The organism is Ornithinimicrobium pratense, assembly GCF_008843165.1.
GTDB classification, from domain to species: domain Bacteria; phylum Actinomycetota; class Actinomycetes; order Actinomycetales; family Dermatophilaceae; genus Ornithinicoccus; species Ornithinicoccus pratensis.
Genome location: NZ_CP044427.1, coordinates 1,698,369 through 1,718,450 on the forward strand (window position 1 = coordinate 1,698,369; position 20,082 = coordinate 1,718,450).

The following is a 20,082-nucleotide window of genomic DNA, read 5'->3' on the forward strand; positions in this document are numbered from 1 at the left end:
CCTACGGCCCGGTCGTGCCCGGGACCGACCGTACGACCGTCGGCCGACTCCGGTCCCGTCGATGGACCAGGAGGGAGAGGCCCAACAGGACGAGCCCGCCCACGGACAGTGCCGCACCGACCAGTGAGGGTGCGCGGAAGCCGTAGCCGGCCGCGATGACCAGCCCGCCGACGTAGGCGCCCAGGGCGTTGGCGATGTTGAGCGAGGAGTGGTTCATCGCCGCACCCAGGGTCTTGGCGGGGCCGGCGACCGTCATCAAGCGCAGCTGCAGAGCGATGACCCACGCGGAGCCAGAGACCGCGATGAGCGCGAGCGTTGCAAGCGCGGGCAGCATCCATCGCGAGGTCTGCCAGAACGTGAGCAGGGAGAGGCCGGACAGCAGCCCCATCAGCAGCAACGTGCGCAGCACCGACCAGTCACCGAGCCGACCGCCCAGCCATGTCCCGAAGACCGAGAACACGCCGTGGATCAGCAAGAACACCGGCACCCACGACCGGTCCAGCCCGGTCACCACCTCGACGGTGGGGGCGATGTAGGAGTACATGGCGAACATGCCGCCGAAGCCGACCGCTCCGATGAGCATCGTCAGCCAGAACTGCAGGCTGGCGAACGCCCGCAGCTCGGTGCGCCACGAGGCCGAACGCTCGGCCGGGAAGGCGGGCACCCACAGGCGCACGAGCACCGCCGTGAGCAGGCCGATGGCCGCGACCGCCCAGTAGGCGACCTGCCACCCGAGGACCTGGCCGGCCCAGGTGCCCAACGGCACGCCGGCCACCATGGCGATCGGCAGGCCGAGCATCACCGTGCCGACCGCCCGGCCGCGACGCCCCGGCGGGGCCAGCGCGACCGCCACCAGGGCGGCCAGGCCGAAGTAGGCACCGTGTGGCAGCCCGGCCAGGACGCGGGCCGCGAGCAGGGTGCTGTAGCCCGGTGCCAGCGCCGTGAGCGCGTTCCCGACGGCGAAGACGACCATGAGGGCCACCAGGACGCCGCGGCGGGGCAGCCGGGCCCCGCCGAGCGCGATCAAGGGTGCGCCGATCACCACACCCACCGCATACGCAGAGACCACGTGGCCCGCGGTCGGGATGTCCACCCCGACGTCCTCGGCAATCTGCGGTAGCAGCCCCATCGTGACGAACTCGGAGATGCCCACCCCGACACCGCCGAGCACCAGCGCGATCACGACCAGTGCCATATGACGGGTGCGGGGCGGCACCGACGGCGCGGAGCCGGGGCTGGTGGGCAGGGTCAACGAACAGGCCCTCTCTGGGGGCGTCACGACGATGGGGGGAGGCTGACAGCCTACGACCGGGGCCGCGCTTGCAATGACAGGCCCGCGGTGGTCCTCGCCTTCCCTCAACGGCGCGCACGGGGCAGGCCCGATCCTGTTGGATGTCGGTATGAGCACCGCACCCGACCCCCGGTCCGCTACACCCGTCCGCGTCATCCCCGACGACGAGCTGCAGCCGGGGGACCCCACGCCCGGAATGTCGCGACGGGTCGCCGGCCACGAGCAAGGGATGTGGACCGGCACGGTGGACACTGAGGCCGGCGCCGTCAGCGCTTGGCACCATCACGGGGAGCACGAGACGACGCTGTACGTGGTCTCCGGCCGGATGCGTCTGGAGTCCGGGCCGGAAGGCCGGGACGTCGTCGAGGCCGGCCCGGGTGACTTCATCCGCGTGCCCGCCGGCGCCGTCCACCGGGAGTCGAACCCGGCGGGGGAGACCGCACGTGCGGTGATCGTCCGCTGCGGCACAGGTGCTCCGACCATCAACGTGGACGGGCCCGCCGGGTCGAGCGCCGAAGGTCGGTGAGTGGCGCCCGTGACAGACTGTGAGCCCTTCGACCGTTCTTCCAGACCATCTGCACCGACGTCCTGACCAAGGAGTCCCATGGATCTCGCCGCCCCCATCATCGTCACCATCATCGTGGTGGTGGTGCTGCTCGTTCTGGCCCTGATCGCCGCGGTCTACGCCAAGGCCCGGTTCAAGATCGCCACCCCCGACGAGGCCCTCATCATTACCGGCCGCAAGAGCGGGACACCGGTGATCAACCCCGAGACGGGGGAGGAGAGCACCGACCTGTCCGGCCAGCGGGTGGTCATCGGTGGGGGCACCCTGGTCAAGCCCATCTTCGAGCAGGTGGCCCGGCTCTCGCTGGCCTCCCAGAGCTTCTCGGTGACCGCCGAGGACGCCACGACCAAGAGCGGTGTCGGGGTGACGCTGCGCAGCATCGCTGTGGTCAAGGTGGGCGGCACCGAGCGGATGGTGCGGGCCGCTGCCCAGCGCTTCGCGGGGCGCAGCCAGGAGCAGGTCATCGAGCAGCAGACCAGCGAGGTGCTCGTGGGTGTGCTCCGCACCATCGCAGGGACGCTGACCGTGGAGTCGATCCTCTATGAGCGCCAGGACTTCTCCAAGGAGGTCAAGGACATCGCCGTCCCGATGCTCGCCGAGCGCGGTCTGGTCCTGGAGAACTTCGAGATCCAGACGGTCGAGGACTCCGGGGACTACATCCGCAACCTGGGGCGTCCTCGGGCAGCTGCGGTGTCCCGGGACGCGGAGATCGCGGAGGCCCAGGCCCGTCAGTCGAGCACCGAGCGCTCCAACGAGGCTGCCGTGCAGATCGCGGAGTCGAACAAGGCGCTGGCCCTGCGCAACGCCCAGATCGCGCGTGAGACCGCTCAGGCCCAGGCCGTGGCCGAGGCCGCGAAGGAGCGGGCCGAGGCGGAGGCTCAGCAGGACGTCCTGGTGCAGCAGGAGCAGGTCGCCCAGAACCGCGCGGCACTGCGCGAGCAGGAGCTGCAGACCGAGGTCCGCAAGCCGGCGGAGGCCCGCAAGTACGAGGCGGCCCAGGAGGCCGACGCGCGCAAGTACGCCGCCGAGCAGGAGGCCGAGGCAGCCAAGACGACGGCCATCCGCAAGGCCGAGGCCGAGGCCCAGCGCACGATGGCGCAGGCCGACGCGGAGGCGGCGGCACTCCGGGCCCGGGCCGAGGCGGCCCTGGTCGAGCAGCAGCGTCGCGCGGAAGGTGCGCTGGCCCTGGCCCGCGCCGAGGCCGACGGTGTCCGGGCACGTGGTGAGGCGGACGCGGCCGCCGAGCAGGCCAAGGGTGAGGCTCGCGGTGCGGCCATCAAGGCCGAGGCCGACGCCTATCAGGCCTTCCCTGAGTCGGCGCGCCTGCAGATGGTGCTGGACGCGCTGCCGAAGATGGCGCAGCCCTACGCCGACGCCCTGAGCAGCATTGACGACATCACGGTCATCGACAAGGACGGCGCTTCCAGGCTCAGCGGCCAGGTCTCCACCGGCGTCCAGGAGCTGCGGGCCCTGCTCAAGGCGCAGACGGGGATCGACCTGCTCGATCTGGCGCGTGGGCGTGGGGCGCAGCAGGACACGGCGGGCGTGTCCACGCAGCAGACGTCGGCCGCCGACGACGGGGGAGAGTCCACCCCGTCGGTCGACGAGGTCGGCGCCGGGCACCCTAGCTAAGGCAGAGGATCCCGCCTGCCCACCCCAGCTGGCCACAGGGGCCAGTGGAGGCGTGGGCAGGCGGGTGGGGTGGCGAGTGTCCGCCGATGCTCAGAGGGTTCTGTCCAAGAGGAGCTGGTCGAGCTTGTCGTAGCCGTCCTGCCCACCGGACTCCATACCCGAGGCAAGCATGCCGTCGCGGGCCTCGAAGGAGTCGGCCAGGGAGAAGGAGTGCAGCCGGGTCCTGCCGTCACCCAGGTCCTCGCAGTGCAAGGTCTCCAGGGCGATGGACTCCGGCATCTCCTCCCAGCTGAAGGTCTGCACGATCCGGTCCTCGGTGACCAGTGCAAAGGTGCCGCGGAAGGCGTACTCCTCCTCGCCACGGCATCGCTCGGGTGCGAGTGGGCCAGGTGCCGCTAAAGGTGCTGGGGACGGACGAGGACGGTGACGTCGAGATCACCGACGCGGACCTGTGTGAGCCCACCCTGTTCGTGATCGGCGACGAGACCACCGGCCTGAGCGCGGGCTGGAGGGAGGCGTGCGGAGCGCTCGTGCGGATCCCGATGACGGGTATGGCCAGCTCGCTCAACGCCGCCAGTGCGGCGACTGTCGTCCTGTACGGAGCCGCCCGTCAGCGCAGGGCGCAGGTGGGGTAGCCGGCGCGCTGGGTCCGCGCGGGAGACCTACATATCCGGCTTGGTCGTATTCCTCCCCCTCGGCTCTATGACCAGCTCATGGGGCGGGTGGGGCAGCAGGGCCCTGTGTCTCGCGACCAGCGGCAATGTCGGACGCGCCGAAGGCTAGCGTCCTCCTGGCGGCATGACCGTATGCGACCGGGCCGGTTCTGCTTGGGCTGCCGCCCCGTACGATCAGTGACGTGCCGCTGCGAACCCTGCTCGTGATCGACGTGCAGCAGGCTTTCGACGACTCCGCGTGGGGAGAGCGCAACAACCCGGATGCCGAGACCCACGTTGGCGAGCTCTTGGCCGTATGGCGTGAGCTCGGCGCACCCGTCGTACACGTGCGCCACGAGAGCGCTTCGCCCGCTGGGCTTTTCCGCCGCGGCACAACAGCATTCGAGTTCAAGCCAGAGGCGCGACCGTTCCCGGGCGAGGTGGTCCTCGACAAGCGGGTCAACAGCGCGTTCATCGGCACCGACCTGCATGAGCATCTGCGGAACACCGGGGCCGATCACGTCGTCATCGTCGGCTTGACGACCGATCATTGCTGCTCGACGACGGCGCGAATGGCCAGCAACCTCGGGTTTGAGACATGGTTTGTCTCAGACGCCACTGCGACCCACGCCCGGGCCGGCTTCGACGCCGAGACGATGCACCGGACTGCCCTCGCAAGCCTGGACGGGGAGTTCGCCCGTGTCGTGACCACAGCTGAAGCGATCACACGCCTTCACGCGCTCGCAAGGCGACCAGGCTGAGGCCGGGGACGAACCGGGACGTGGTCCCACCCGTCCGCGGGGGGGGGTCACTCCCAGGGCATGTCCCGCAGGATGTCCTGCGGGCGGGCCAGCACTGTGTAGAAGAACCACGACGACGCGGCGCAGACGACCATGATGGCCGCCATCGGCACCGCCGAGTGGACCCCGAACAGCCCGCTGACCGGGGAGATGAGCGCACCGAAGACGAAGTTCGCCGCCCCGAGCAGGGCGGCAGCCGCTCCGGCCCGCTCCCCGTGGTCGGCCAGCGCGATGCTCGGGCTGTTCGGCATGACGAAGCCCACCGAGCCCATCAGAAGGACAATGCCGCCGACGATGGCCCACACGCCCAGGTCCACCAGCGCGGCGGTGAGCAGGGCCAGGGCGATGGCCAGCATCGAGGGCAGCGCCACCCGCAGCACTGCGGCCGGGTGCACCGTGCGCACCAGAGACCCGTTGACCTGGCTGGTGACGGTCAGCGCTCCTGCGCCGGCGGCGAAGACCAGGGCGTACTGCTGGGTGGTCATCCCGTACAGCCCCTGGAAGACGAAGGTCGCGCTGGAGATGTAGGCGAACAGGCAGCCCATCGCGGTGCACGCGGTCAGGACTAGGCCGACGTAGCGTCGGTCCGAGAGCAGCACCCGGTAGCTGGCCCACAGGGTCCGCGGACCGAAGTGGCGCCGTCGCTCCGGGGACAGGGTCTCCTTGACGAAGACCAGCGCCAGCACCGCCAGCAGCAGCCCGAAGGCTCCCAACGCCCAGAAGATGGTCCGCCAGCTGCCGAAGATCAGGAACTGGGCGCCCAGCGTCGGCGCGAGGATCGGGGCCACGCCGACCACCAGGAAGAGCCGGGAGATGAAGGTCGCCATCCGGGAGCCGCTGTAGAGGTCGCGGACCATGGCCTGGGACAGCACCATCCCGGCCGCACCGGCCAGGCCCTGCACGAAGCGCAGCAGGAGCAGCACCTCGATCGAGGAGGAGACCGCGATCGCCGCCGAGACCAGGACGTAGAGGATCAGCGACGCGATCAACGGTCGGCGCCGGCCGAAGGAGTCCGACAACGCCCCGATCAGGAGCTGGCCGGTGGCGAGCCCGACCAGGGTCGCGGTCAGGGTCAGCTGCACCGTGGCCTCGGTCGTGGACAGGTCGTCCACGACGGCCGGGAAGGCGGCGAGGTACATGTCGATCGTCAGCGGGCCGATCGCGACGAGCGCCCCGAACAGCAGCAGCCGGCCCAGGGGGGAGGGTTCGGTGCGGGGCCGGAGGGATGCGGGGGGTGCTGCGACGGGGGCTGATCTCACCACGGGATCAAGGTGGATGCCCTCCTGGATATTCCGGCAGCGGGCGCGGGTAGGTTGGGCCGCCAGGCCGTCCCTCCTCGCCAGCCCCGCCCGCGTCTTCGGTGTCCTGGCCTGGCCGAGATGGTCACCTGGGCCGCGTTGCAGGCCGCGATGGCTGGTGTCTACCTGCTGGAGCGCCCACGGCTGATGATCCGCGTCTCCGGCGTCGTGCACGGATTCGTCTTCCTGGCCCACGCCCTGGTCACGGCGCTGGTCGCGGTGGACCAGCGGCCTCGAATGCCTTGCGGCATGTGCGGATGCTGCTACTAAGGTAGTAATCATTGTCCTACCTGGGTAGGATGTATCCATGAAGGTGAGCGTGAGTCTGAGCGAGGAGGATCTCGCGGCCCTCGACCGGTACGTCGAAGAAGCTGGCCTTGAGTCGAGGTCCGCTGCCGTCCAGCAGGCCATTCGCCGCCTGCAAGACCCGCAGCTGGAGGCGGCCTATGCCGCCGCCTGGGAGGAGTGGGCCGTCGCGGGGGACGAAGACGCGTGGGCATCAGCGTCCTCGGACGGGCTCACCGATGCTGCGCGGTGAGGTCCTTCTCGTCGATCTGGATCCAGTGCGCGGTAGCGAGGCCAACAAGCGGCGCCCCGCGGTGCTCGTCAGCAATGATCGGGCGAACACCATGGCTCAACGACTCGGTCGTGGAGTAGTCACCCTCGTGCCCGTCACCAGCAACGTGGAGCGCGTCTTCCCGTTCCAGGTGTTGCTGCCAGCTGACGAGACAGGACTGCGGGTGGACTCCAAGGCCCAGGCGGAGCAGGTGCGCTCGGTCGCAGTCGAGAGGGTCGGTTCTGCAGTAGGCCGGGTGCCGCCCCGCCTCATGGCTGCGGTTGACGAAGCGGTGCGAATCCATCTGCAGCTATGACCGCCCGACGCGCGGCAGTTGCGTTCGCCTGGTTGCTGGTCGCGCCTACGGTTGAGCGGTGACGACGATCTTCGATCCTATGGACCGCGCTCAGACGCCTTTGGTGGCTGATGAGAAGGCCATGCTGCTGGGGATGCTTGCATTCCAGCGGGACACGCTTCGCTGGAAATGCTCGGGCCTGACAGCAGAGCAGCTTGCTTTTGAGCATGCGCCGAGCGAGCTGTCGCTCGGCGGCCTGCTCAAGCACCTGGCGGTCGTGGAGGTCTCGTGGGTGCGCATGACGTTCGCCGGCGGCGACGACTTACCAGCGTGGAAGACGCAGCGGCGGGAGGGGCAGGACGGCTGGAGCCTTCGAACCACCGCCGGGGAGACACCGCAGGTGCTGTTCCGCTGGCTCACGGAGGCACAGCAGCTCACCGAACGTATCGTCGGTGAGGCACCGAGTCTGCAGGCACTGTCCCAGGAGATGCCATATGGAGAACCCTGCTCGCTGCGGTGGGTCCTGTTGCACCTGGTGCAGGAGTACGGCCGTCACCTGGGCCATGCCGACCTGATCAGAGAGGCGATCGACGGCACGGTCGGCATCTAGCCGTGCGGTCGTCAGAGTGCAGTGGACGCTGGCCGTGCCCACTGACCGGAGGCCGGGCAGAGCAGCGACACTCGTGCGCCGGTCCGGGATCGGCATTGCGTCCTGCCCTAGCATGAACCGGCGTCCAAGCGGGGCCAAAGTCCCCGGTGCCCCGGACATATCGCAGTCTGTGACCTGCCTGGCCGGCAGCCGCAGCCCCCGACAGTAGCTGAGCTGCTGCAAGGAGACTTGATGGTCAACGTCATGCTCGCTGGCGGCTTCTCCATGGCCATCGCGCTGCTGTGCACCCCGCTGTTCATCGCCTTCTTGGTGCGGCGCCGCTACGGACAGTTCATCCGCGACGACCTGACCCATCACCACGTCAAGCGCGGCAAGCCCACCATGGGTGGCGCGGTGATCATCGCCGCCGCGATAGTCGGCTACTTCGCCACCCACGCCAGCCTGTTCGTCCTCGACGCAACGGGTGTGGTGCAGGTGACCCACAGCCGCATCTCGCTCAGCGCGCTCCTGGTCCTGTTCCTACTCACCGGGCTGGGACTGGTCGGTTTCCTGGACGACTACACCAAGATCCGCAAGGAACGCAGCCTGGGCCTGACCTCTTGGCAAAAGCTCACCGGTCAGACGGTGGTGACCGTGGTCTTCGCCCTGGCGGCCCTGCTTGTCACCGACGAACAAGGCCGCGCCCCGGCCTCGACCGCGATCTCCTTCGTTCGCGACACCAGCCTTGACCTGGCCTTCACCGGCCCTGTCGTGGGGGTAATCCTGTTCATCGCGTGGGCCAACGTGCTGATCGCCGGGGCCTCCAACGGCGTCAACATCACCGATGGCCTAGACGGGTTGGCCACCGGGGCCTCGGTCATGGTGTTCGGCGCCTACACGGTCATCGGCATGTGGCAGTACAACCAGAACTGCGAGCTGATGCCGGGCCCGAACTGCTACGACGTGGCCGGTGCGCTGGACCTGGCCGTGGTCGCCGCGGCGATCGCCGGCGCCTGCTTCGGATTTCTGTGGTGGAACGCCTCACCGGCCAAGATCATCATGGGTGACACCGGCTCGCTGTCCCTGGGGGCTGCCCTGGCCGGGTTGGCCATCCTGACCCACACCCAGCTGCTGCTTGTGATCCTGGGCGGCCTGTTCGTCATCGTGACCTCATCGGTCATCATCCAGGTCATCAGCTTCAAGCTCACCGGCAAGAGAGTCTTCCGGATGGCACCGCTGCACCACCACTTCGAACTGCTCGGGTGGGCCGAGGTCACCATCGTCGCCAGGTTCTGGATCATCGCCGGGATCTGTGTTTCAGCCGGCATGGCCATCTTCTACGGCGAATGGGTCGTTAACCTCTAGCGACCTCGTCGCGGCAAAGGCGGATGGGTATAGCTTGACTGGTCGCTCGGTGCGGACGCCGGGTCAGACGCGGGGCCTAGTCTTCACCGGTATCAGCCGGGCCGTTGTTGGCCCGCTCCTTCCAATGCACGGCGAAAGGAACGACGTCGTCCCCGGGGGTGGCCCGACGTTTGTGCTCGGCTTGCCCGCCAGCGATAAAGCCATCGAGGAAGTCGCGCAGCGTCCCTCCAGCCGAGCCGCCAATCACGCTGGCGATCGTTTCGACATCTTGGGCTGGGTGCCATCGGGCGAAGTAGGTGCCGGCGACATAGCCATCGCTCGTTGCACGTGGCCTGTCCTCTTCGCATCCCTCCTCTCTCATGTACGAGGGGGTCTGTGCGTCGTCGTAAGGAGGCTGCCCCAGGCGAGTTAGACACTGGTCGTGGGCAGCGTTGTAGGCGTTGACGTCTGGTTCTGCCCCGTCATGGGGCAGCACGGTGGGTACGCGCTCATCGACCACTACCTCAAATCCTGCCTTCGTCATGCAGGAGGCCAAGGCGTACGCCCACTCCAATCGAGTGCGGAAAGGTGGCTCACCCGGCTTGGCTACTGCAGATTCAGATGGCCCCATAGCGATGTGCCTCCTTGAGCAGCCGTCGAATGATCACAGCCGTAAGGGCCCACGCCTACTCAGACCTCGGTGTCCGAGCCTACACATGAACGCGGCCCAACGGCCGTCCTCAACCGGGGCCCAGCCCTGAAGGGCCGGCGGCATCGAGCAACTTCGCTAACAACCAGCGGCAAAGTAGTGCGCTCGACCAGTGCGATGTCGGGCCTGTCTCGTTAGGGTTCCGTCATGAGGCCTTCGCCGCAAGAAGTCGCGTCCCAGCTGACAAGCATTCTCCGATCACCCTGGCCGGAAGGCATCGATGACGGGGGCCCATGGCTGCGCTCCATGGGCATCTCGACAGACACTGCGGAGGAGACACCTCCGGAGGGCATTGGTCGGTCCTGGGGAATGGCCTCGGTGCCTGAATGGGGTGCGGCTCGGGCAGGGTGGAGCACGTACCGTGAGCAGTTCGCGGATATTTTCTGGTTCCTGTGGGACGACCATCGCTGGGACGATGTGCGGGGCGCTGCGGCTGATCTCGCTCAGGCCATCACGGACGTTCACGGGGCACCTGAGGAGAGCACCGAGGAATCCGCGAGTCACGGGCCCAGCTGGTGGTGGCGTCTGAATGACCACGGCATTCAGATCTACGCCCACAACGGTGCGATCCGGCCAGAAGGCTTCCCGGCCGGGCCCTCGGTCGTCCAACTGCATGTCGACCTACGCGCCGTCGCGGATCTTCGTGAGGCCGAGGCGCGTGAACTGGATGCTCCTCCAAGGCCCTGACCCGGCTCCAGTCAGGCGACTGAATGTCGCCAGTCTCATCGCGGCTACGTGTTTCATTGACGTCAGGAGCGGGCCTGGCCAGGCTCGGTCTGAGGTGACCGGGGTTGCCGCTCTCAGTGCGGCTGCCCACGCTCTTGGTGTGAGGCTCACATTTGGCTTGCGCTGCCCCGGTCACCGCCAGGGCTGCGAGAGGCTCAAGAGGGGTATGCCCAGCCGTACGTAGCGGTGCCCTCCCAGCTCGACACCCACCTGTTGGCACGAGCAAGGGAGCAGAGCAACGGACATCGAGGTCGCACGGGTCGTGATCGGGATGACCCGCACAAACGCAGCGTGACGATCGAGGTGATGACCGGCGATGAGTCGGTCGTCGGCGGGGGTCGGTTCAGCACCGACACTGACGGATACGCCCGGCTGCTGGCGTACGCCCGGGCGTGGCCGCAGCGGCAGTGGGCGGTCGAAGGCTGCGCGGGTATCGGCAAGCACGTCGCCGACCGGCTCGTCGCTGACGGTGAGGACGTGGTCGACGTGCCGGCGAAGATGTCGGCCCGGGTGCGGGTCTTTACCACCGGGCAGGGTCGCAAGACCGACGCCACCGACGCGCACTCCATCGCCCTGGTCGGGGTCCGCATGTCCGGGCTGCGCCCGGTCGTCGACGATGAGCAGCTGGAGCTGCTGCGGATGTGCGTGGACCGGCGTGCCTCGCTGGGCCGCGAACACACCCGCAAGGTCTCCCAGCTGCACAAACTCCTGCTCGAGCTCATCCCTGGCGGGGCCAAGCGATCCCTGTCCGCGGCCCAGGCCAAGGAGCTGCTGCGCAAGGTCCGCCCGGCCACGGCTGCGGGCAAGGTGCGTAAGGCCCACGCCGCCGAGCTTGCGGCCGACCTGGCCACGATCTATGCCCGCAGCAAGGCCGCGGACAAGGAGCTGAAGGCGCTGGTCAAAGCGACAGGCACCGGTCTGCTCGATCGGCACGGCATCGGCCCCTCCGGCGCCGCTCGGCTGCTCGCCGAGGTTGCCGACGTCACCCGGTTCCCCGACCGCAACCACTTCGCGTCCTGGAACGGCAGCGCCCCGATCGATGCCTCCTCCGGGGACCACACCCGCCACCGCCTCTCCCGCAAGGGCAACCGGCAGATCAACCGGGTCCTGCACATCATGGCCGTCGTCCAGCTGCGCAACGCCACCGAGGGACGCGCCTACTACGACCGGAAGAAGGCCGCCGGGAAGACCTCGATGGAAGCGATGCGCTGCCTCAAACGAAGACTGTCCGACCTGGTGTACAAGGCACTCCTGGACGACCTCGCCGGACACGCGACGACGGGCCCGGGAGGGCACCTGGGTGACGACTCTGACTCCAGCGCGACCGGCTCACAACCCGCTACCGGCTCTTCGGACAAGCCACTTCCCGGACCCGCCATGAGTAAGCCTACGACCACCCTCCCAGCGGCCTGTTGACACAGAGGGGTGCCAGATGCGGATGCTCAACGGACGGCGACCAGCCGCATCGACCCGCGTAAGCACCGGCGTGTGGTCTCGTCAGGGCGGACACCCGCAAAGGGCTTACTGCCCCGGCTCAGGACCTGTCGTTGGCTGTACTGATCTGTTCAGCTGGTGGTCGGCTCCAGGTGTGGGCAGATCTGCTCGATGCTGAAGTCGACCCAGTTCTGTCCAGTCTCGACGTGGTCGAAGTCCTCGTGTGAGAACTCCTCCAGATACTCCTCGTACCGGGTCTGTGCCTCCCGGTCGCTCCTGTCGTCCGCGTCCAGGCCTGTGCATAACTGCATGCCCAAAAACATCGGGCCGATGTTGTCGTCCTGTCCCTGGAAGGCCGGGAACTGCTCTCGCATCTGTCCGTCCAGTTCCATGAGTTGTTCGGGGTCCTCCCGTAACTCCTGGCGGATGTAGTTGCCATCGGGGTCCTGAGGGTCTGGAGCCCCATCGACCGTCGGAGCGACGACCGTGCCAGGCGTTTCAGTGTCGCCGTTGCCGGCCGTCTCTTGCCCCGTGCATCCTGCCAGCACCAAGGCCAGGGCTGTCATCGCGGTGGTCATGCGGTGGGACGTCAGCGGCATCGCTGCAATTCACTCCTCGTTCCAGGCCCGAAAACTCTTTCCGTCCTTCATCAACCCTGACAGACCCAGCGACAAGCGCAACTCAAGCACCCACCGGTACCCGACGAGTATTGCCCGCGCGCTGCGCGGCAGTTCCGGACGTTGCGGTGACACGGGTAGTTCTGCTCCGGAGGGCGAGGCAAACGAACGGGTAACGATCGGCGATGTGTTCGGTGCGGACTACGTCTCGGCATCGCCATCCGAGGCAAGGTTGCTGCGAAGGCGGTCGGGCAACCGCCCCAATGTCGGCCGGTGACGCAGCTATCTGGGCTGACATTCCACGTTTGCCAACGCTCGGAAGCCCTCGCATTGCGACGGTCAGGCAAGGGCTGCGTCCAACGCGACGGACTCGATGTTCAGGGCCTCGCCGACGGGTCTGATGGTCAACTGGCCGGCATGGGTGTTGAGCCCCTTAGCCAGGCTGGCATCGGCACTCATGGCCAGCTTCCAACCCTTGTCAGCCAGCGCCGCCGTGTATGGCAGTGTCGCGTTCGTGAGCGCGTAGGTGGAGGTGTTGGGCACCGCGCCCGGCATGTTGGCAACGCAGTAAAAGACTGAATCGTGGACCTCGTAGGTGGGGTCGGCGTGGGTCGTGGCCCGCGAGCCCGCGAAGCAGCCACCCTGATCGATGGCGATGTCCACGAGCACCGAGCGCGGCTTCATCCGCGACACGAGGTCGTTGCTGACCAGCTTCGGGGCGGCAGCGCCGGGGATGAGCACGGCGCCGATGACCATGTCTGCCTGCATCACCTGCTGCTCGATGGCAAGCTTCGACGAGGCCAGACCCTGGACGCGGTTGTTGTAGCGCCAGAACGACATGCGGAGCTTGTCGAGGTCGGTGTCCAGCAGCGTTACCTCGGCGCCCATGCCCAGTGCGATGTTGGCGGCATTCTGCCCGGATACGCCGGCACCAATGATGACGACCTTGGCATTGGCGACGCCGCCCACGCCGCCGAGCAGGACCCCGCGACCGCCGTTGGCCTTCATCAGGGCGTGGGCGCCGACCTGGGGCGCCAAGCAGCCTGCGACTTCCGACATGGGGTAGAGCAGCGGCAGTCCGCCCGAAGGCAGTTGCACCGTCTCGTAGGCGATGGCCGTGACCTTACGCCGCAGGAGCTCCTCAGTCAGCGGCTTGTCCGCGGCGAGGTGTAGGTACGTGAAGAGGGTGAGCCCCTCCCGCATCCGCGGGTACTCCTCCGCGACGGGTTCCTTGACCTTGAGCACGAGGTCGACGCCGCCGTCAGTGCCCCAGGCGTCCTCCGCGGTGCCCACGATCCTGGCACCAGCGCCCACGTACTCCTGATCGGTAATCTCGGAGCCCGTTCCGGCGCCCTCCTCGATGACGACCTGGTGCCCGCGTTCGATGAGCTCGTGCACCCCGATGGGTGTGATGGCAACCCGGTACTCGTGGTTCTTGACCTCTTTGGGGACACCGACAATCACGGCTTTCGCCTTTCTACGTCTGCAGGAGGAGGGTGGGGGCTGTCAGGTAGTTGTTGACGTCGTTGATGACCGCGTCGACGCGGTTCAGGAGGTCTTCGATGACGGCCTGGCTGGCGACGAGCGGCGGCGAGAGCACCAGCAGTGTGCTCAGGTCTTCGGCGCTCATGAACGAGAGCTGCCCGAATCTCGTTCGGGCGCACCGAGGAGGAGTCGGACATGCATCGACAGTACCGAAACGCGCGTGTTCGACTGCCTCAGAGTCGTCCGTGACTGCTACGGCGCATCGGGAGTAGGAAGACCTCCGAAGGACCCACAGGGACTGGCTCCCGGAACCGGAGGAACCGCCACGAGCACCACGCCCACCCTCCCCGGACGCGGCATAGGAAGGCGTTGTAGCGCTGGGGTCTGGACGTGAGGAACGTCCTCCTGATGCGCTTGTCGGGCTTGGTATCCCATCGCCTTCAGGAGGACGTCCCAATGTCTAACCGTAGTGGTGTCTCGCGTGGTGACCGGAACAGGAACGCCCGGCTGGCCCGGCTGCGTGCAGCGGTCCCGGTAAGCAATGCAATCGTTGGCATCGACCTGGCCGAGCGCAAGCAGATGGTTGTGGTGTGCGACCACGACTCCCGGGTCCTGGCCCGGCGCACCTTTCGGTGCAAGGCCTGGGACCTGGGGGCGGCGTTGGACTGGGCCGCCGGCCACGCTGCCCGGCGCGGCTTCAGTGGGGTGACTGTGTCGTGCGAGCCGACCGGGCACCGGTGGCGGATCCTGGGCCAGCTCGCCACCGACCGGGGCATGGGCTTTGTGTGCGTGCAGCCGACGATCTCTTCGTGGGCGCGCAAGTCTGAGGATCTGACGTTCGACAAGACCGACGACAAGGACGCCGTCCTGATCGCCCGGCTGGTCGGACAGCTGCGCTGCTACCTTCCCGAGCCGGTCGATGAGACCTGGGGCCGGTTGCGTCACCTGGGCACCCGCCGCGCCCAGCTGCTCGAGGAGCACGTCGCGTGCGTGCAGCAGCTGCGTGACCTGCTCGAGTGCGTCTGGCCCGCGGTCCTGACCGCGGCCGCGCAACCGTTCAAGTCCACCACCTGGGTCGCCGCACTGACCGTCATCCTGCGCCGCGACGGCGGCGACCTGGACCGGACCCGTCGCCTGGGCGCGGCCCGGTTCGAGCGTCTTGTCCGGACCGAGATGGTTCGTCGTGGGAAGGTGCGCCCGTGCCTGCGGATCGTGCGGAAGGTGTACGCCGCCCTGGCCGACCGTGCCGGTGTCCTGGACCACCGGGCCGGGGCGCTGGAACGCGCGGAGTGGGTGCTGAGTGACTGGGACACGGCCCGGGCCCAGCAGGTCGACGTGGAGATTCGCATGGTCACCGTCCTGGACCAGCTAGACCTGACCGGCCTGGTCACCACCATCCCCGGCCTGTCCGCGGTCGGCGCCGCGGCGATCCTGGCCGAGACCGGGGACCTGTCCAGGTTCACCTCCGCCCGGGCCGTGGTCAAGCACGCCGGCCTGGCCCCGCGGGAGCGGATGTCGGGGACGTTCACCGGCAAGGCGAGGCTGACCGGCGCCGGACGACCTGGCCTGCGGACCGCGGCGTGGCGGGCGGTGTGGGGGTGCCTGCAGACGAACAAGGTCTACGCCGCCCGGTACCGGCACCTGACCACCCGGGAGACGAACAAGCTGAAGGCGACGCAGGCGCAGACCATCATCGCCGCGGCGATCCTGCGCCAGCTGCACGCCGTCGTCGTCCACCGCCAGGCCTGGGACCCCGCCCTGGCCGCCGGCACCACCAAGACCCAGGGGCCGCTCGTGGCGGCCTGACCCCCAACACGTCGAGCGAGGCGTTCGCGCGTCACCAGCAGGGCCGGGGCGAGCCTTCCGCGGCATTGAGAACCCTCACCGGTATCTCGTCTGTCATCAAGGGCCGCCCCGGCCCGTCGTCACCGAACCCGATCACACGCTGTCGAGCCACAAGCTCCATTACCGCTATGCAGGGACGACGATGGGCCAACGGCACCCGGACCCACTTGACGTAGAACGCCTCACGCTGATGTCAGGACGGTGTAGCCGAGCGTGCCCAGGCGGTGGCGGCCACCAGTTCGCAGATTACCGTCCCAGCGACTTGATGATGTCCTCCTTCCGCATCAGGGGGATGCAAGCAGCGAAGAGCAGCAGAACTGCGATCGCTTTCGCCCACAGGGGCACGGCGACTCCTGGGGCTATGAACCAGCACAGCAGCAGTACGCCCAGGAGCGCAGGCGTGATAGTCAGGTTCGCTCTGCGCCGGATGTCGCGGTTGACCTTCATAACCTCATCGTCCGAGACGGAACGACGGCGTACGGCCGAGGTACCGCCATACGCCTGGTGCGCCGTTCCCCGGCTGGCGTAAGTATGGACGAGCAGACCTCCCAAAGAGAGGAGGATCAGCATGATCAGGAGGGCCCACGTGCTCCAGTTCTGCACCGATGACTCCCTCTGGTCTGCTTCCCACAGCGTACAGGAGCCCTATCCGGTGCACGATGCCAAACGAGACTTGGCCCAGGCGTAAGCACATGAAACACGCTGCCCTGGCAGCATGACAGGGCACTTGCCAACGGCGCTGCCACCTTTCGCGCCCATTCGCTGCGAGCTCAGCGCCCGTTCGTCCCCTCAACGGGACCTTCGAATTCATGCCACGAGGTGTGGAGTACTTGCGACTCATAGGCCACGAGGGCTCCGCATCGCTTGCATACGGGCATGGATCCGGCCCTCTGATTCTCGCGGAAACCGCTTAGCAATTCCGGACTAGTCAACCCTAAGAATTTGCGCACTGGGCTCACCGTCCAATCTTACGCACGACCCCGACCACCCCTGCCCCCGTGAGAGCCCGGACACCCAATCGGCGTGCTTGGCCGTTCGGAAGGGACCGAAGCCCAACGACCGCTCATCGGCGGATCCGGTCTGTCACGAACCTCGCGCAGGCACGGGTGGGGGCCCCGGTCGGGGGGAGGGTGTCTCACGGCCAGGCATGGCGACCAGATCGAATACCAGTGGGCACTTGACATAATGTCGCTTATCGGCGTTCGCTGACCGCGGAGGTCGGGGCGCCATGCTTGGCGCAGAGCACCGGGCGCAGAGCACCGGGCTGAGAACTCCCATACAGCAGCTGCCGGTCAGCTACGACAACGCCGCAGCGACCGTGTCCGCGTGACGCGCGATGGCCTCGGTGTCGGCCGGCCGGCCCGGCTCGAAGAGCAGTTCGAGCCGGTCCCTGCTCCGGTCTCGATAGCGCGGGATCACGTGCAGGTGGAAGTGAAAGACCGTCTGCCAGGCGGCTTCACCGCTGCAGTGGAACAGGTTGATGCCCTCGGCACCGAGCTCGGAGACCAAGGCCTTGGCGATCCGCTGGGCAGTCAGCGTGGTGGCCGTGAGGTCGTCGGCGGAAATCTCAAAAAGGTCGGCGACGTGCCGCTTCGGGACCACCAGCAGGTGCCCGTCCGAGCCGGGGTCAACGTCCATGAACGCGAACGTGGCGTCGTCCTCGGCCACCTTCGCGCACGCCACCGTCCCAGCGACGATCCTGCAGAAGACGCAGCCGTCCGCCGAGACCACCTGATCGTTCACACCGGCCATGCTAGGCCGGGTGGCCACCGTGGCCCTGGCGCACCACCCGGGTGCAGGGCGCCCGGACGGGTAGTGGGCGCCCGGCCCGGGCAGCCCAGCGAACCGCTTCACCTTGTGCAAGCCTGGGCCAGTGGACCTGCGCGACCTGACCCCTCCCGTCAAGGACGGACCGTTTCCCCCGGCGGCCTACCTGCCGCCCATCACCCGCGCCCGGGTGCGCGGCGCGATGTCGCTGTCCGGCCTGACCTACGGCGTGGTGCGTGGCTTCCGTCCTCTTGTGCTGGACCTGCACATCCCCGAAGGGGCCGAGGCCCCGGTGCCCGTGGTGGTGTGGATCCACGGCGGTGGCTGGATGGAGGGCGACCGCCGGCAGGTGCCGCTGCAGTGGGGTCAGCAGGTCGTCTTCGACACCGTCGTGGCTGCCGGCATGGCTGTGGCCACCGTCGACTACCGGCTGCTCGGTGAGGCGCCCTTCCCCGCCTGCGTGCACGACTGCGTCGCCGCCGTGCGCTACCTGCGCCACTTCGCCGATGACCTGGGCCTCGACCCCGACCGGATCGGCCTGTGGGGTGAGTCCGCCGGTGCCCACTTGGCCTCGATGGTCGCCTTCCTCGGCAGCCGCGGCGAGGCCGACCCCCGGCTGCTCGGCTCGGTCGGGGTCGCCGACGGTCGGGTCGACAGCCAAGCCGTCGTGCTCTTCTACGGTGCCGAGAGCCTGGAGGCCCTGGTCGGAGACCATGACTTCGGGCCGGCCCCGTTCGGCGACAACCCGGCCATGGTGCGCGCGATGGCGCCGATCGAGCATGTGCACGACGGCATACCCCCGGTCCTGCTCATGCACGGCGACCGCGACGGCATCGTCGACGCCGAACATAGCCGGAGGCTGCACGCGGCGCTGCGCGACGCCGGCGTGGACAGCACCATGGAGATCACGCCGGGCGCCGACCACTGCTTCCTCGGCACCCCGATCCAACCGCACCTGGACCGCGCGGTGGACTTCCTGGCCGGGCACCTGCTTTGACCTGACGCCGTCGGGCCCGGGACATATCGTCGGGAGCATGCACACCCTCCGCGACGGCACCCCGCTCCCCCAGGTCGGCTTCGGCACCTATCCCCTGCGTGGTGAGGAAGGCATCGAGGCGATCGTGTCGGCCCTGCACCTGGGCTACCGCTACCTGGACACGGCCACCAACTACGAGAACGAGCACGAGGTCGGCGAGGCGCTGCGCCGCAGCGGCCTGGACCGCTCTGAGGTGCTGCTCGCCAGCAAAATTCCCGGCCGCGCGCACGAACGGGACAAGGCGATCGCGTGCGTCGAGCAGTCGCTGGAGTCGCTCGGCGTGGAGCAACTCGACGTCATCCTTGTGCACTGGCCCAACCCGCGCCGGCTTCGCTACGTCGAGGCGGTGGAAGCCCTGCTCGAATGCCGCGAGCGCGGCCTGGTGCGGCACGTGGGCACCAGCAACTACACCGAGGGTCATCTGCGTGAGGTGAGGGCCGCGACCGGAGAGGCGCCCGTGCTCAATCAGATCGAGTGCCACCCGCTCTTCCCGCAGGAGCACCTGGTCCAGGTGCACCAGGAGCTCGGCGTCCTCACCCAGGCGTGGAGTCCCCTGGGCAAGGGGCAGGCTCAGTATGACGCTCCCCCCGTTGCCCAAGCGGCCTCACGGCACGGTGTCACGCCCGCCCAGGTGATCCTGCGATGGCACCTGGAGCGCGGTGTGATGCCGCTGCCGAAGTCGGCCGCCCCGGAACGTCAGCGGACCAACCTGGACCTGGACGGGTTCAGCCTGACCGGCGAGGAGATCGCCGCGATCAGCGCCCTGGCCCGCCCCGACGGGCGGCTGTGGGGTGGCGACCCGGACACCCACGAGGAGATGTGAGCCGTAGCCGTCTCAGGGCGCGCACCAGATGCCCGGACATCGAGCCGGCGGGCGCGTCGCGGGCGTGAGCTCAACCTCGCGACCCGCTACGGGAACCGGCTGTCCACACGGGTTAGCGCACTACCGGGTTGTCCACAGATTGGCGCCGGCCATTCCCCGGGCCCACCCGGCGAGTCCAAGGTCGGAAGATGGGACGTGAGCAGGTGGCACCGGCCAACGCGGTGCAACTGGTCGGCAGGGTCAGCGGGGACCCCACGGAGCGTGAGCTGCCGAGCGGTGACCGGGTGGTGCAGCTGCGGGTCGTGGTCCCCCGGCCGACCCGCCGGGGCCGGGCCTACGCCGGGACCGGGAAGGAGACGGTCGCGAAGAAGCCGATGGCCGGCGACCGGCCCCGCGCCCAGGTCGACACCATCGACGTGGCCTGCTGGACGGGCCGGGCCAGGGCCGCTGCCCTGCGCCTGCCGGACGGTGCCGGGGTGCAGGTCGCGGGGGCGCTGCGGCGTCGCTTCTTCCGCACCGGGTCGGGCCGAGTCTCGCGCTACGAGGTCGAGGCCAGCGTGATCCGGCGCGTCGACCTGGTGTGATGTCGACCTGGCGTGATGTCGACCTGGGGTGAC

At 68.3% G+C, this 20,082-nt stretch carries 24 protein-coding genes; 15 read left to right on the forward strand and 9 right to left on the reverse strand.

Going from position 1 to position 20,082, the window contains the following annotated elements:
- Window position 1 precedes the first annotated feature (1 nt).
- Window positions 2-1,195, reverse strand: coding sequence for an MFS transporter (locus FY030_RS07695; protein ID WP_158062706.1), 1,194 nt, complete (start codon window positions 1,193-1,195; stop codon window positions 2-4).
- Window positions 1,196-1,400: 205 nt separating this feature from the next.
- On the opposite strand from FY030_RS07695, the gene FY030_RS07700 reads away from it, so the two are divergent.
- Entirely contained in the window at window positions 1,401-1,817 is a 417-nt protein-coding gene (locus FY030_RS07700; protein WP_158061004.1) for a cupin domain-containing protein, read from the forward strand.
- A 78-nt stretch (window positions 1,818-1,895) separates the two neighbouring features.
- Window positions 1,896-3,488: a flotillin family protein gene (locus FY030_RS07705; protein WP_158061005.1), complete on the forward strand. Its 1,593-nt coding sequence runs from the start codon at window positions 1,896-1,898 to the stop codon at window positions 3,486-3,488.
- Between the two features lie 90 nt (window positions 3,489-3,578).
- Here the strand turns inward: FY030_RS07705 and FY030_RS07710 are convergent, their stop codons facing one another.
- Window positions 3,579-3,791 carry an SRPBCC family protein gene (locus tag FY030_RS07710; protein WP_192498767.1) on the reverse strand — a complete coding sequence of 71 codons (213 nt, stop codon included), beginning with the start codon at window positions 3,789-3,791 and terminating at the stop codon, window positions 3,579-3,581.
- Window positions 3,792-3,862: 71 nt separating this feature from the next.
- Between FY030_RS07710 and FY030_RS07715 the strand changes: the two genes are divergently transcribed.
- Both FY030_RS07715 and FY030_RS07720 read left to right on the forward strand, forming a co-directional pair.
- Window positions 3,863-4,123: a TrmH family RNA methyltransferase gene (locus FY030_RS07715; protein WP_238348609.1), complete on the forward strand. Its 261-nt coding sequence runs from the start codon at window positions 3,863-3,865 to the stop codon at window positions 4,121-4,123.
- 221 nt (window positions 4,124-4,344) lie between these two features.
- Window positions 4,345-4,902, forward strand: coding sequence for a cysteine hydrolase family protein (locus FY030_RS07720; protein ID WP_202879783.1), 558 nt, complete (start codon window positions 4,345-4,347; stop codon window positions 4,900-4,902).
- A 47-nt stretch (window positions 4,903-4,949) separates the two neighbouring features.
- Here the strand turns inward: FY030_RS07720 and FY030_RS07725 are convergent, their stop codons facing one another.
- Window positions 4,950-6,200 carry a multidrug effflux MFS transporter gene (locus FY030_RS07725; protein WP_158061008.1) on the reverse strand — a complete coding sequence of 417 codons (1,251 nt, stop codon included), beginning with the start codon at window positions 6,198-6,200 and terminating at the stop codon, window positions 4,950-4,952.
- Window positions 6,201-6,212: 12 nt separating this feature from the next.
- Between FY030_RS07725 and FY030_RS17215 the strand changes: the two genes are divergently transcribed.
- The 5 genes from FY030_RS17215 to mraY all read left to right on the forward strand — a co-directional run bounded on the left by FY030_RS17215 (window position 6,213) and on the right by mraY (window position 9,044).
- A complete protein-coding gene (locus tag FY030_RS17215; RefSeq protein WP_337692495.1) occupies window positions 6,213-6,509 on the forward strand; it encodes a DUF3817 domain-containing protein in 297 nt (98 codons plus the stop codon).
- Between the two features lie 37 nt (window positions 6,510-6,546).
- Window positions 6,547-6,777: a ribbon-helix-helix domain-containing protein gene (locus FY030_RS07735; RefSeq protein WP_141338789.1), complete on the forward strand. Its 231-nt coding sequence runs from the start codon at window positions 6,547-6,549 to the stop codon at window positions 6,775-6,777.
- Window positions 6,764-7,111: a type II toxin-antitoxin system PemK/MazF family toxin gene (locus FY030_RS07740; RefSeq protein ID WP_158061010.1), complete on the forward strand. Its 348-nt coding sequence runs from the start codon at window positions 6,764-6,766 to the stop codon at window positions 7,109-7,111. Before FY030_RS07735 ends, FY030_RS07740 begins: the two co-directional genes overlap by 14 nt.
- A gap of 58 nt (window positions 7,112-7,169) precedes the next feature.
- Entirely contained in the window at window positions 7,170-7,700 is a 531-nt protein-coding gene (locus tag FY030_RS07745) for a DinB family protein (protein WP_158061011.1), read from the forward strand.
- A 231-nt stretch (window positions 7,701-7,931) separates the two neighbouring features.
- Window positions 7,932-9,044: a phospho-N-acetylmuramoyl-pentapeptide-transferase gene (mraY, locus tag FY030_RS07750; protein ID WP_158061012.1), complete on the forward strand. Its 1,113-nt coding sequence runs from the start codon at window positions 7,932-7,934 to the stop codon at window positions 9,042-9,044.
- A 76-nt stretch (window positions 9,045-9,120) separates the two neighbouring features.
- Here mraY and FY030_RS07755 read toward each other — a convergent pair whose 3' ends face one another.
- The gene (locus tag FY030_RS07755; RefSeq protein ID WP_158061013.1) at window positions 9,121-9,567 is read right to left on the reverse strand and encodes a hypothetical protein; all 447 of its coding nucleotides are present in this window, start codon (window positions 9,565-9,567) and stop codon (window positions 9,121-9,123) included.
- 411 nt (window positions 9,568-9,978) lie between these two features.
- On the opposite strand from FY030_RS07755, the gene FY030_RS07760 reads away from it, so the two are divergent.
- Entirely contained in the window at window positions 9,979-10,419 is a 441-nt protein-coding gene (locus tag FY030_RS07760) for a hypothetical protein (RefSeq protein ID WP_158061014.1), read from the forward strand.
- A gap of 330 nt (window positions 10,420-10,749) precedes the next feature.
- The gene (locus FY030_RS07765) at window positions 10,750-11,874 is read left to right on the forward strand and encodes an IS110 family RNA-guided transposase (RefSeq protein WP_238348610.1); all 1,125 of its coding nucleotides are present in this window, start codon (window positions 10,750-10,752) and stop codon (window positions 11,872-11,874) included.
- A gap of 149 nt (window positions 11,875-12,023) precedes the next feature.
- On the opposite strand, the gene FY030_RS07770 is transcribed toward FY030_RS07765, so the two are convergent.
- The 3 genes from FY030_RS07770 to FY030_RS16355 all read right to left on the reverse strand — a co-directional run bounded on the left by FY030_RS07770 (window position 12,024) and on the right by FY030_RS16355 (window position 14,139).
- A complete protein-coding gene (locus FY030_RS07770; RefSeq protein ID WP_158061015.1) occupies window positions 12,024-12,470 on the reverse strand; it encodes a hypothetical protein in 447 nt (148 codons plus the stop codon).
- Between the two features lie 378 nt (window positions 12,471-12,848).
- Window positions 12,849-13,973 carry an alanine dehydrogenase gene (ald, locus tag FY030_RS07775; protein ID WP_158061016.1) on the reverse strand — a complete coding sequence of 375 codons (1,125 nt, stop codon included), beginning with the start codon at window positions 13,971-13,973 and terminating at the stop codon, window positions 12,849-12,851.
- 13 nt (window positions 13,974-13,986) lie between these two features.
- The gene (locus FY030_RS16355) at window positions 13,987-14,139 is read right to left on the reverse strand and encodes a hypothetical protein (RefSeq protein ID WP_192498768.1); all 153 of its coding nucleotides are present in this window, start codon (window positions 14,137-14,139) and stop codon (window positions 13,987-13,989) included.
- Window positions 14,140-14,450: 311 nt separating this feature from the next.
- On the opposite strand from FY030_RS16355, the gene FY030_RS07780 reads away from it, so the two are divergent.
- Window positions 14,451-15,800: an IS110 family RNA-guided transposase gene (locus FY030_RS07780; RefSeq protein WP_192498614.1), complete on the forward strand. Its 1,350-nt coding sequence runs from the start codon at window positions 14,451-14,453 to the stop codon at window positions 15,798-15,800.
- A gap of 285 nt (window positions 15,801-16,085) precedes the next feature.
- On the opposite strand, the gene FY030_RS07785 is transcribed toward FY030_RS07780, so the two are convergent.
- Window positions 16,086-16,442, reverse strand: coding sequence for a hypothetical protein (locus FY030_RS07785; protein ID WP_158061017.1), 357 nt, complete (start codon window positions 16,440-16,442; stop codon window positions 16,086-16,088).
- Window positions 16,443-17,135: 693 nt separating this feature from the next.
- Window positions 17,136-17,582, reverse strand: coding sequence for an HIT family protein (locus tag FY030_RS07790; RefSeq protein ID WP_238348611.1), 447 nt, complete (start codon window positions 17,580-17,582; stop codon window positions 17,136-17,138).
- A 130-nt stretch (window positions 17,583-17,712) separates the two neighbouring features.
- Between FY030_RS07790 and FY030_RS07795 the strand changes: the two genes are divergently transcribed.
- The 3 genes from FY030_RS07795 to FY030_RS07805 all read left to right on the forward strand — a co-directional run bounded on the left by FY030_RS07795 (window position 17,713) and on the right by FY030_RS07805 (window position 20,049).
- Window positions 17,713-18,603, forward strand: a complete 891-nt coding sequence (locus tag FY030_RS07795) for an alpha/beta hydrolase (RefSeq protein WP_158061019.1) — start codon at window positions 17,713-17,715, stop codon at window positions 18,601-18,603.
- A gap of 37 nt (window positions 18,604-18,640) precedes the next feature.
- Complete coding sequence (locus FY030_RS07800) at window positions 18,641-19,465, forward strand: aldo/keto reductase (protein ID WP_158061020.1); 825 nt, start codon at window positions 18,641-18,643, stop codon at window positions 19,463-19,465.
- A gap of 188 nt (window positions 19,466-19,653) precedes the next feature.
- A complete protein-coding gene (locus tag FY030_RS07805; RefSeq protein WP_158061021.1) occupies window positions 19,654-20,049 on the forward strand; it encodes a single-stranded DNA-binding protein in 396 nt (131 codons plus the stop codon).
- Window positions 20,050-20,082: the final 33 nt, after the last annotated feature.

What these genes read in the sequence shown, in the direction of transcription:
- FY030_RS16355 (WP_192498768.1), bottom strand. Translation starts at nt 14,139, where the DNA reads ATGAGCGCCGAAGACCTGAGCACACTGCTGGTGCTCTCGCCGCCGCTC.
- FY030_RS07760 (WP_158061014.1), top strand. Translation starts at nt 9,979, where the DNA reads ATGGGCATCTCGACAGACACTGCGGAGGAGACACCTCCGGAGGGCATT.
- FY030_RS07700 (WP_158061004.1), top strand. Translation starts at nt 1,401, where the DNA reads ATGAGCACCGCACCCGACCCCCGGTCCGCTACACCCGTCCGCGTCATC.
- FY030_RS07735 (WP_141338789.1), top strand. Translation starts at nt 6,547, where the DNA reads ATGAAGGTGAGCGTGAGTCTGAGCGAGGAGGATCTCGCGGCCCTCGAC.
- mraY (WP_158061012.1), top strand. Translation starts at nt 7,932, where the DNA reads ATGGTCAACGTCATGCTCGCTGGCGGCTTCTCCATGGCCATCGCGCTG.
- FY030_RS07770 (WP_158061015.1), bottom strand. Translation starts at nt 12,470, where the DNA reads ATGACCACCGCGATGACAGCCCTGGCCTTGGTGCTGGCAGGATGCACG.
- FY030_RS07800 (WP_158061020.1), top strand. Translation starts at nt 18,641, where the DNA reads ATGCACACCCTCCGCGACGGCACCCCGCTCCCCCAGGTCGGCTTCGGC.
- FY030_RS07780 (WP_192498614.1), top strand. Translation starts at nt 14,451, where the DNA reads ATGTCTAACCGTAGTGGTGTCTCGCGTGGTGACCGGAACAGGAACGCC.
- FY030_RS07740 (WP_158061010.1), top strand. Translation starts at nt 6,764, where the DNA reads ATGCTGCGCGGTGAGGTCCTTCTCGTCGATCTGGATCCAGTGCGCGGT.
- FY030_RS07805 (WP_158061021.1), top strand. Translation starts at nt 19,654, where the DNA reads ATGGGACGTGAGCAGGTGGCACCGGCCAACGCGGTGCAACTGGTCGGC.
- FY030_RS07755 (WP_158061013.1), bottom strand. Translation starts at nt 9,567, where the DNA reads ATGACGAAGGCAGGATTTGAGGTAGTGGTCGATGAGCGCGTACCCACC.
- FY030_RS07695 (WP_158062706.1), bottom strand. Translation starts at nt 1,195, where the DNA reads ATGGCACTGGTCGTGATCGCGCTGGTGCTCGGCGGTGTCGGGGTGGGC.
- FY030_RS07705 (WP_158061005.1), top strand. Translation starts at nt 1,896, where the DNA reads ATGGATCTCGCCGCCCCCATCATCGTCACCATCATCGTGGTGGTGGTG.